At 75.2% G+C, this 8579-nt stretch carries 6 protein-coding genes; 4 read left to right on the top strand and 2 right to left on the bottom strand.

The annotated features are described in order from the left end of the window. The first annotated feature begins 205 nt into the window (after nt 1–205). Nucleotides 206–2494 (top strand): prolyl oligopeptidase family serine peptidase, encoded by a 2289-nt coding sequence (locus LCE31_RS30125; RefSeq protein WP_225019920.1) that lies wholly within the window; start codon nt 206–208, stop codon nt 2492–2494. A gap of 67 nt (nt 2495–2561) precedes the next feature. Here LCE31_RS30125 and LCE31_RS30120 read toward each other — a convergent pair whose 3' ends face one another. Further along, nucleotides 2562–3386: an LLM class F420-dependent oxidoreductase gene (locus tag LCE31_RS30120; protein ID WP_225019918.1), complete on the bottom strand. Its 825-nt coding sequence runs from the start codon at nt 3384–3386 to the stop codon at nt 2562–2564. A gap of 334 nt (nt 3387–3720) precedes the next feature. Between LCE31_RS30120 and LCE31_RS30115 the strand changes: the two genes are divergently transcribed. From LCE31_RS30115 to LCE31_RS30105, 3 genes are all read left to right on the top strand, one after another. Further along, nucleotides 3721–4419 carry a type 1 glutamine amidotransferase domain-containing protein gene (locus tag LCE31_RS30115; protein ID WP_225019916.1) on the top strand — a complete coding sequence of 233 codons (699 nt, stop codon included), beginning with the start codon at nt 3721–3723 and terminating at the stop codon, nt 4417–4419. Nucleotides 4420–4933: 514 nt separating this feature from the next. Continuing rightward, the gene (locus LCE31_RS30110; RefSeq protein WP_225019914.1) at nt 4934–6613 is read left to right on the top strand and encodes a hypothetical protein; all 1680 of its coding nucleotides are present in this window, start codon (nt 4934–4936) and stop codon (nt 6611–6613) included. A gap of 226 nt (nt 6614–6839) precedes the next feature. After that, on the top strand, nt 6840–7583 hold the full coding sequence (locus tag LCE31_RS30105) for a phosphatase PAP2 family protein (RefSeq protein ID WP_225019912.1): 744 nt from the start codon (nt 6840–6842) through the stop codon (nt 7581–7583). A 247-nt stretch (nt 7584–7830) separates the two neighbouring features. On the opposite strand, the gene LCE31_RS30100 is transcribed toward LCE31_RS30105, so the two are convergent. Further along, nucleotides 7831–8579, bottom strand: a 749-nt coding sequence (locus tag LCE31_RS30100) for a lysozyme (RefSeq protein WP_225019910.1), incomplete at its 5' end; no start/stop codon positions are given.

Here is an 8579-nt window from a genome sequence, read left to right as displayed (position 1 = left end):
CCTCGGGCCGGGGTGTCCGCGCCGCGTCCACCGGGGGCCCCACCACTTTGGGGCGGGCCCCCCCGGGGGGGGCCGGGCCCCGGGGGGGGGGGGGGGGGGGGCGCGGGGGGCCCGGGCCCCCCGGGCGTACGCCGCGTCCCCCGCCGGCTCCCTCCTTTCTTCGACCGAGAGCATTTCTCCGACCGAGAGGCCAAGGCCGCCACCGATGTGCGCATCCCGCTCCGACGACGCGTTCCGTCCCCCCGACGCCTACCGCCAGCTGCTCGTGGAGGACATCCACGGCAGCCAGGTCCCCGATCCGTACCGCTGGCTCGAAGAGCCCGACAGCTCCCGCACGCGGACCTGGGCCGCCCGGCAGGACGCCCTGTTCGGCGCGCACCGCGCGACCTGGACGGACCGCGAGGCGTGGAACCGCGCGCTCGCCGACGCGACAGCGCCCCTCAGGGTGTCCGCGCCGGTCAGCCGCGGGCGGCGGTCCTTCACCGAGCGCCTGCTGCCCGGGCAGGAGCAGGCCCAGCTGTTCGCCGCGGAACCGGACGCGTGGGACCAGCCCCGCGAGTACCTGGTGGCGGACCCCACCGCGGATCTCGGGGGCCGTACCCGGCTCGCCCTGTGGCGGCCGTCGTGGGAGGGCGACCGGGTGGCCTGCCAGTTCGCGCCCGACGGCGGGCACACGACCGTCCTGCTGGTGTACGCGGCGGACGGCACGGGCCCCCTCGGTGAGCCGATCCCCGGGCTGCGCCACTCCCCCGTCGCCTGGCTGCCGGGCGCCGGCGCGTTCTACTACGTGTCCGGCTCCGAGGCCGCGGACGACCCCCTGCGGGTCAGGCTGCACCGGATCGGGCGCCCCGCGGCCGAGGACGAGGAGGTGTTCGGCGACACGGTCGGCCGGGCCACCCACTTCGGCCTGACCATCGCGCCCGACGGCACGCGCCTGGTCGTCTCCGTCGTGACGGGCGCCGCGTCGGGCAATGACCTGTGGCTCGCCTCGGTCAGCGCCGAGGACCCGGCGAGACCGAGCTGGCACAGGATCGTGAGCGGCACGACGCAGGGCTCACTGGCCTCCGTCCGCCTGCATCCGGACGGCACGGCGCGGATGCACACCAACCACCAGGCCCCGCGCGGGCGCATCCTGGCCACCACCGGGCCGCTGATCCCCCGGCACGGTGCGGGGCAGTGGCGGGAGCTGGTGCCCGAGCACCCGCGGGCCGTGCTCGGGGACAGCGCGATGCTGCACCACTCCTCGCTGGCCGCTCCCGTGCTCCTGGTGCTGCGCACGACGGCCGCGGTGAGCCGGCTGACCGTGCACAACGCGACGGACGGCCAGGAGATGGCCGAGGTCCCGCTGCCCGGCACCGGAACCGTCACCGCGCTGCGCGCCGACCCGACCGGCGGCCCGCGCGCCTGGTTCACCTACTCCGACTTCGGCACGCCGCCCCGCGTGTACTGCTACGACGCCACGACCGGCACGGTCTTCCCGTGGCAGGAGTGGCCGGACACCCCGTCCCCCGTGGTGCCCGCCGACCTCCCCGCCGACACGGCGTACGCGCCGTCACCCGTCCATACGGTCGCGTCGTCCGTACGGACGGGGCTGACGACCCGGCAGTTCACCTACTGGGCGAGCGACAGCGTCCCCGTCACCCTCTTCCTGCTGAGCAGGGGTGACGCGGACGACGGCCCGCGCCCGCTGATGATCACGGGCTACGGCGGATTCGGCGTACTGATGAGACCGAGCTACCGCCCGATGGCGTACGCGTGGGCCACGGCGGGCGGGGTGTTCGCGGTGGCCTGTGTACGCGGCGGCGGAGAGGGCGGCCGGGCCTGGCACGACGCGGGCAGCGGCCCGTTCGGCCGGGCACGCGCGGCCGACGACCTCAACGACGCCGCGGAGTGGCTGATCAGGGAGGGCTGGACGGACCGGACCAGGCTCGCCGCGTTCGGCGGTTCGAACGGCGGCCTGCTGGTCACCGCCGCCCTCACCCGCCGCCCCGACCTGTATGCGGCCGTCTCGGTCAATGGCCCGTTGACCGACATGCTCCGCTACGACCGCTTCGGCCTCGGCGCGACCTGGGTCCAGGAGTACGGCACGCCCGCCGGGCCCCGCCGCACCGCCGCGCTCCTCGAACTCTCCCCGTACCACCGCGTCACGCCCGGCGTCCGCTACCCGGCCACGCTGCTGTGCGGGGCCGCGGGCGACGCGCACACCGGGGCGGAGCACGTACGCAAGATGTGCGCCGCGCTGCAGCACGCGACCACGGGACCGCCGGTCCTGATGCGCCGCGACCACCACGCGGCGCACGGTTCGATGTCGTCGGCCGCGGAGGCCGACATCCTGACCTTCCTCGCGCACCACACCGGCCTCGTGCCGACGGGCACGGTGCCCGAGCAGCGCGGGGGGACCGGGCGGGGCAAGCACCGCGCCGCGCACGCGCCGTCGCCCGCGGTCCGGCTGTGGCGCTCCACGACGACGCACCTCCAGCATCCCGACGACTGACGAACCGTTCGTGCGGACGGCCCGCGCCGCCGCGCCCCGGGGGACTCCGGGACGCGCCCGGCCGGGGTCAGCGGCCCCGGGCGACCACGGCGGCCATGCTGTCGAGGACGCGCAGGGTGTTCGCCTCCGTCTCGGTGGGAAGGTCGAACAGCACGCGTTCCACGCCGAGTTCCGCGTATCCGGCCACATCGTCCGGCTTGTGCGTCGCGCCGAAGACGGTGACCGGCACCTCGCGGCCCGCCAGCTCGTTCAGCCGCCGCATCTGCGGGGCGAGCTGCTCGGGCGGCACGCCGTTGGCGAGCCACGCGTCGCCGAACGCGACCACGCGGTCGAACGCCCGCTCGCCGCCGCCCACATACACCGGCGGGTGCGGCGCGCGGACCGGCTTCGGCCAGCAGTACACGGGATCGAGGTCGATGAACTCCCCGTGGAACTCCGTGGTCTCCTCGGTCCACAGGGACCGCATGACGGCCAGCCGCTCGTTGACCAGCCGCCCGCGCGTGGCGGGGTCGGTGCCGTGGTTCTCCATCTCCTCGCGGTTCCAGCCCACACCCACACCGAAGACGGCGCGCCCGCCGGACACCACGTCGAGGGAGGCCACCTCCTTCGCCGTGTGGATCGGGTCCCGCTGGACCAGCAGGGCGATACCGGTGCCGACCAGGAGGCGCTCGGTCGCCACGGCGACCGCGGTGAGGGCGACGAACGGGTCGAGCGTCCGGTAGTACTTCGCCGGCAGATCGCCTCCACCGGGGTAGGGCGTACGCCGCTCCGCCGGGATGTGCGAGTGCTCGGCGATCAGCAGCATGTCGAAGCCGCGCTCTTCCAGCGCCCTGCCGAGGGCCACGGGCCCGATGCCCTGGTCGGTGATGAAGGTGGAGATGCCGTACTTCACTGTCGGTCCCTTTCGCGTGTCCGCGTCCGTCAGGGACGACCCTACGAGCAGCCGCCCCGCCGGGCGCGCGGGAGTGGCGCGCCCCCGGGCACGGCGGCCGTGGCCCCGCCGGGTCCGCCGTACGGTCCGCGCCGTACGGTCCGTGCGGCGTGTCGCCAGGCGGCGCGGGGGTCCCGTACACCGGAACGATCTACCGTCGGGCGGGTGTGCCGGCGCCCGCCCCGGTTCCGAGAGGCCGAGGGCGGGACCGTCCGCCCCGGGTGCCGGCGTGGCCCGTCGGGGTACCCGCCCGGCACGCACGCGGAACGACCCCGTCCCCGGGAGATGAGCGAATATGGCAAAGATCCTTTTCGTAGTGACAGGCGCCGACCACTGGACGCTGGCCGACGGCACCCCGCACCCCACCGGGTTCTGGGCGGAGGAGGCCGTCGCCCCGTACGAGGTGTTCAAGGAAGCGGGGTACGAGGTCGTGGTCGCGACCCCGGGCGGCGTCGTGCCGACCGTCGACCGGGGCAGCCTCGCGCCGGAGTTCAACGGCGGGCAGAGCGGCGCCGACCGGGTCGCGGCGGGTCTTGAGGCGTTCGGCGAGCTGCGGCACCCGGTGGCTCTGGAGGACGTCGACCTGGACGCGTACGCGGCGGTCTTCTATCCGGGCGGCCACGGGCCGATGGAGGACCTGGCGGTGGACGCCGGCTCCGGGCGGCTGCTCGCGCGCGCCCTCGCGTCCGGCAGGCCGCTCGGTGTCGTCTGCCATGCCCCGGCCGCCCTGCTGGCCGCCCGTACGGACGACGGCCGCAACCCCTTCGCGGGCTACCGGCTGACCGGCTTCACCAACGCCGAGGAGGCGCAGGCGGGCTTCGCCGACCGCGCCAAGTGGCTGCTCCAGGACCGGTTGGCGGAGATCGGCACGGACTTCCAGGAGGGCGAGCCCTGGGCCCCGAACGTGGTGGCCGACCGCAACCTGGTCACCGGCCAGAACCCGGCTTCCGCCGCGCCGCTCGCCAGGGAACTGCTCGACAGGCTCTCGGCGTGACGGTGCCACCGGCACGACGGCCGGCGGCCACCGCACCGCGCACGGCTTCCTGAAGCGGCGGCCGGCCCGGCCACCGCCTGAGCCGGGCCGGCCGTCGCGACGCACGACGCGAATGGCGTACCGGCATCTCACGGGGCGGTACGGGCCCACGGACCGGCGCCCGTGCGACAGAGCCCCCCTCGGCCTCGCCGGGGAGGCCGCCCGAGGCGTCTGCCGGGATGCCGCCGGGCGGCGCGCGACCGATCATGGCGGCAACCGCGACGTCGTTCACCCCCGGCGTGCCGTGGGCCGCCCAGGGTCGGCGACGGCCGCGAGCACGAAGGGCAACGGAAGCGGGACCGCCGACACGCCGGTCGGCCCTTCGGGTCCGCTCGCACCATCCAAGGGAGCCGTTGTGGACGACACCCTCCCCGCCCGCGCGGGCGGCCCCGGCGCGCGCCCCCGCGCGTCGGTGCGAGCGTCCCGGCTTCGCGGCGCCGCCTTTGACGGACCTCCCCCGCAGTGGCACCGGGGGATGACGGTCCTCGCGACGGTCAGCCTCTTCATCGGGACCCGCGCCACCTGGACGGCCGCGATCCGGCTGGGTCATCCGCCGGTCGCCGCGGCCGTCTCGGTCTGCTACGCCGCGATTCTCGTCTGCGGCGTCCTCGCCCTGTGCGTCCGGGGGCGCGGGGCCCTGGCCCGGGTGGACGCCGCGGTGCTTGGCGTGGCCGTCGTCCTGGTCGCCTGCGCCTACCTGCTCGACAACGCGGGCACCGACGAGGGCGTGCTCACCGCGCAGGCCGCCACCGAGATCCTGCACGGCAGGCCGGTCTACGGCAGCCCCTGGCCCTGGCTGTTCGACGCCCCGCGGGTGGGCCTGACGAAGACGATGGCGGGCGGCGGCGACTACACGTACGCCTATCCGCCGCTGACCGCGCTGCTGACCGCGCCCGTGCGGCTCGTCGTGCACTCCACGGCCGCCGCGACCCTGGTGACCAGCGTGGCCCTGGTCGTCGGCACCGTCGTCCTGTGGAAGCTGCTGCCCGCGCCGTGGCGCTCCGCCGCGACCGCGCTGTGCCTGGGCTTCGGGCTGCTGCCGCAGTACGCGCGGGCCGGCTATCCGGCCCTGCTCGCGTTCGCCCTGCTGGTGCCGGCCGTGGTGCGCTGGCAGGAGACCGGCGCGGGCGGCAGGCTCGGGCGGTACGGGGTACTGCGCGCCTGCTGCCTCGGCGCGGCCTGCGCCGCCCAGCAACTGGCGTGGTTCCTCGCCCCGTTCCTGCTGCTCGGCATCTACGCCGTCCGGCGCGGCGAGCGCGGCGGTCCCGGGCCGCCGAGCCGCGCGCGGGAGCGCGCGAAGGCCCGCGCCGCTCTCGTCCTCACCGCCCGCTACGCGGGGATCGCGGCGGCGACCTGGCTGGTGGCGAACGGGTATGTCGCGGTCCAGGGGGTGCACGCATGGCTCACCGGGCTGCTCCTTCCGATCACCCAGGGCGCGTTCCTGCACGGGCAGGGGCTCATGGGCGTCTCGTACTACTTCACCGCGGGCAGTTCGCGCCTGGCGTTCTACTCGTACGCGAGCCTCCTGCTGCTGCTCGGCCTGCTGGCCGCGTTCGCGCTGTCCGTACGGCGGCTCGGTCCCGCGCTGACCGTGCTGCCGTGGCTCCCGTTCTATCTGGCGACGCGCTCGCAGGACGGCTACTTCCTGCTGATGACGCCGCTGTGGCTGGCGGCGGCGGCCACCGTGCCGCCCGCCGCGCTGGCCACGGCGTGGCGGCCCCGGCTCCCACGCCGGCTGGCCGGCCGCCGGGGGCGCGCCGCGCTCGCCGCCGCTCTCGTCGTGCCCTCGGCGCTGTGCGCTGCGGTGGCCGCGGCGAGCCCGGCGCCGTTGCGCATGACGGTGACGCCGCGGTTCACCGACGGCGCCCGGCACGGGATCACCTCGCTGGCCGTGCGGGTCACGAACACCACGGGCACCCGGCTGACCCCGCATTTCGCGAGCCGCACGGACGAGGACGCGTCCCTGTGGTGGCCGATCAGGTCCGGGCCCGCGGCCCTCGGTCCGCACGCGTCGGCCGGGTACGTGCTGCGGCCGCCGCACGGCGGGCCGTTCGCGGTGCCGCGGGGTCCGCACGCTTCCGTGCGCCTGGTCGCCGTGACCGACGAGCCGATGACCGTCACGACGGCGCCCGTCCCGGCGGGGCGCCGCCGGTGAGCCGATGACCGCCGTCACGGGACGGTTCGGGCAGGCAGCACGGGCGCACCCGGACGGTGATCATGATCACCCCGCCCCGGCGGGGCACCGGGAACGTCCGCCGTACGTCTTCCGTTCATGATTTGGACGCTCCGCGTTCATCGTCTACTGTCACGTAGACGATCCGGGGCGGACCGGGGCGTTGGACCCGCCGCACCCGCGCGACACGCACGGAGAAAGCGGCCTCATGATCACGCACGCGGCGGCCATGCTCGCCTACGACGGCTCCGGCATCGACGGCCCGCTGTTCACGGACATCACCGGGTTCGCCCGGCACACCCCCTGGCTGAACGACCCGATCGACCTGTGGACGACCCCGGGCCTGGCCGTCTTCGCGGTGCTCATGGTGATCGGCTGGTGGAAGGCGCGCCGGCGCGGCGACCGCCCCATGGCCCTCGCCCTGGCGGTGCCGGTGTCGGTGGCCGTCACGTTCGCCGTCGCGGAGGTGATCAAGAAGCTGGTCACCGAGGTGCGCCCCTGCTACTCGCTGCCCCACGACTTCTTCATCGAGGCCTGTCCCGTACGGACCGACTACGCCTTCCCCAGCGGTCACAGCACCACCGCGTTCGCGACGGTCGCGGCCCTGTGGCTGCTCGACCGCCGGCTGAGCGCGGTGGCGGCGGTCTTCGCGGTGTTCGAGGGCTTCACCCGGGTCTACGTCGGCGCGCACTACCCGCACGACGTGCTCGGCTCGGCGCTGCTGTCCCTGCCGGTCGCCTACGGCGTCAGCCGCCTGCTCGCCCGGCCGGCGACCCGGCTGGTGGCCCGGCTCCGCACCGGTGCGCTCCGGCCGCTGCTCGCCGCCAGGGAGGCGGGCGCCCACCGGCCCGCGCCGGGGCCCCGGGGGCCTCTGCCCGGAGGACGGGACCCCGAGGCAACCGGGAGGCGGGAGACGTCGCGTCGGTCCCGTACGCATGCCCGGCAGCGGTGACGACGCGGGCACCCGCCACCCGGAACGACGGCGGGCGCGGTGGGCCTTTCCCGAGCGCCGCGGGACCGGCAGGCCGCCGGTCCCGTCCCGCCGTACCACCGTCCCGCTGGCTCCGGGGCAGTGTGTACCGCTGCCTCGGGCCGGTGTGTCTCGCTGCCCCGGGTCGGTGTGTCCCGGGCGCTTCCCGGGGGCGCGGTTCCGTACCGCGCGGCCGCGCGGGCGCCGTCGCGCGGTACGCGCCCGCGCCTCAGACGTTGTTGGCGAGGTTCTGCAGTCCGCTCAGCGGGCCGTTGAACCGGTCCTGGTCGCCGGGGAACGTCCCCGAGTCGGCGAACTGCCAGAACGTGTAGAACGGCCAGCCGGCCGGCAGTGTGCCCACGCTGGAGGCGTAACGGGCGATGAACAGCGGGTCGTTGGCGGAGAAGGCCGCGGTGTTGCCGGTGCACGTCGTCCACCAGTCGGTGGTCGAGTAGATGGTGGGCCAGCGCGTGGTCTTGGCGTGCACCTCGTTGACGAAGGAGGTGATCCAGCTGACCATCGCGGACTGGCTGAGCCCGTAGCACGTCGACGTCGAGCCGTACTCGATGTCGAGCATCGGCGGCAGTGTCTTGCCGTCCTTCGACCAGCCGCCGCCGTGTGCGACGAAGTAGTCGGCCTGGGCCGCGCCGGTGGAGGTGTTGGGTGTGGCGAAGTGGTACGAGCCGCGGATGAACCCGGCGTTGTACGAACCGGTGTAGTTGGCCGAGAAGTTCGGGTCGCGGTACGTCGTGCCCTCGGTGGCCTTCATGTAGACGAACCGGGCGCCGTTCGCGTACGCGGAGGCCCAGTTGACCGTGCCCTGGTAGTGGCTGACGTCCATGCCGGGCGTCTGCGTGACCAGCGGGCCCGCGCTCCGGCCGGAGGGAGGCGGCACCGAACCGCCCTCGTGGGCGCGGACGGTGGAGCCCATCCAGTCGAGCGCCGGGTCGTGCGCGGCGGGGGCGGCCTGCGGGGACG

The sequence above is a fragment of the Streptomyces sp. 8L genome, from assembly GCF_020176795.1.
Taxonomy (GTDB): Bacteria; Actinomycetota; Actinomycetes; order Streptomycetales; family Streptomycetaceae; genus Streptomyces.
Note: the sequence above shows the minus strand (reverse complement) of the source record. Positions and strands in the feature narration are given on the sequence as shown.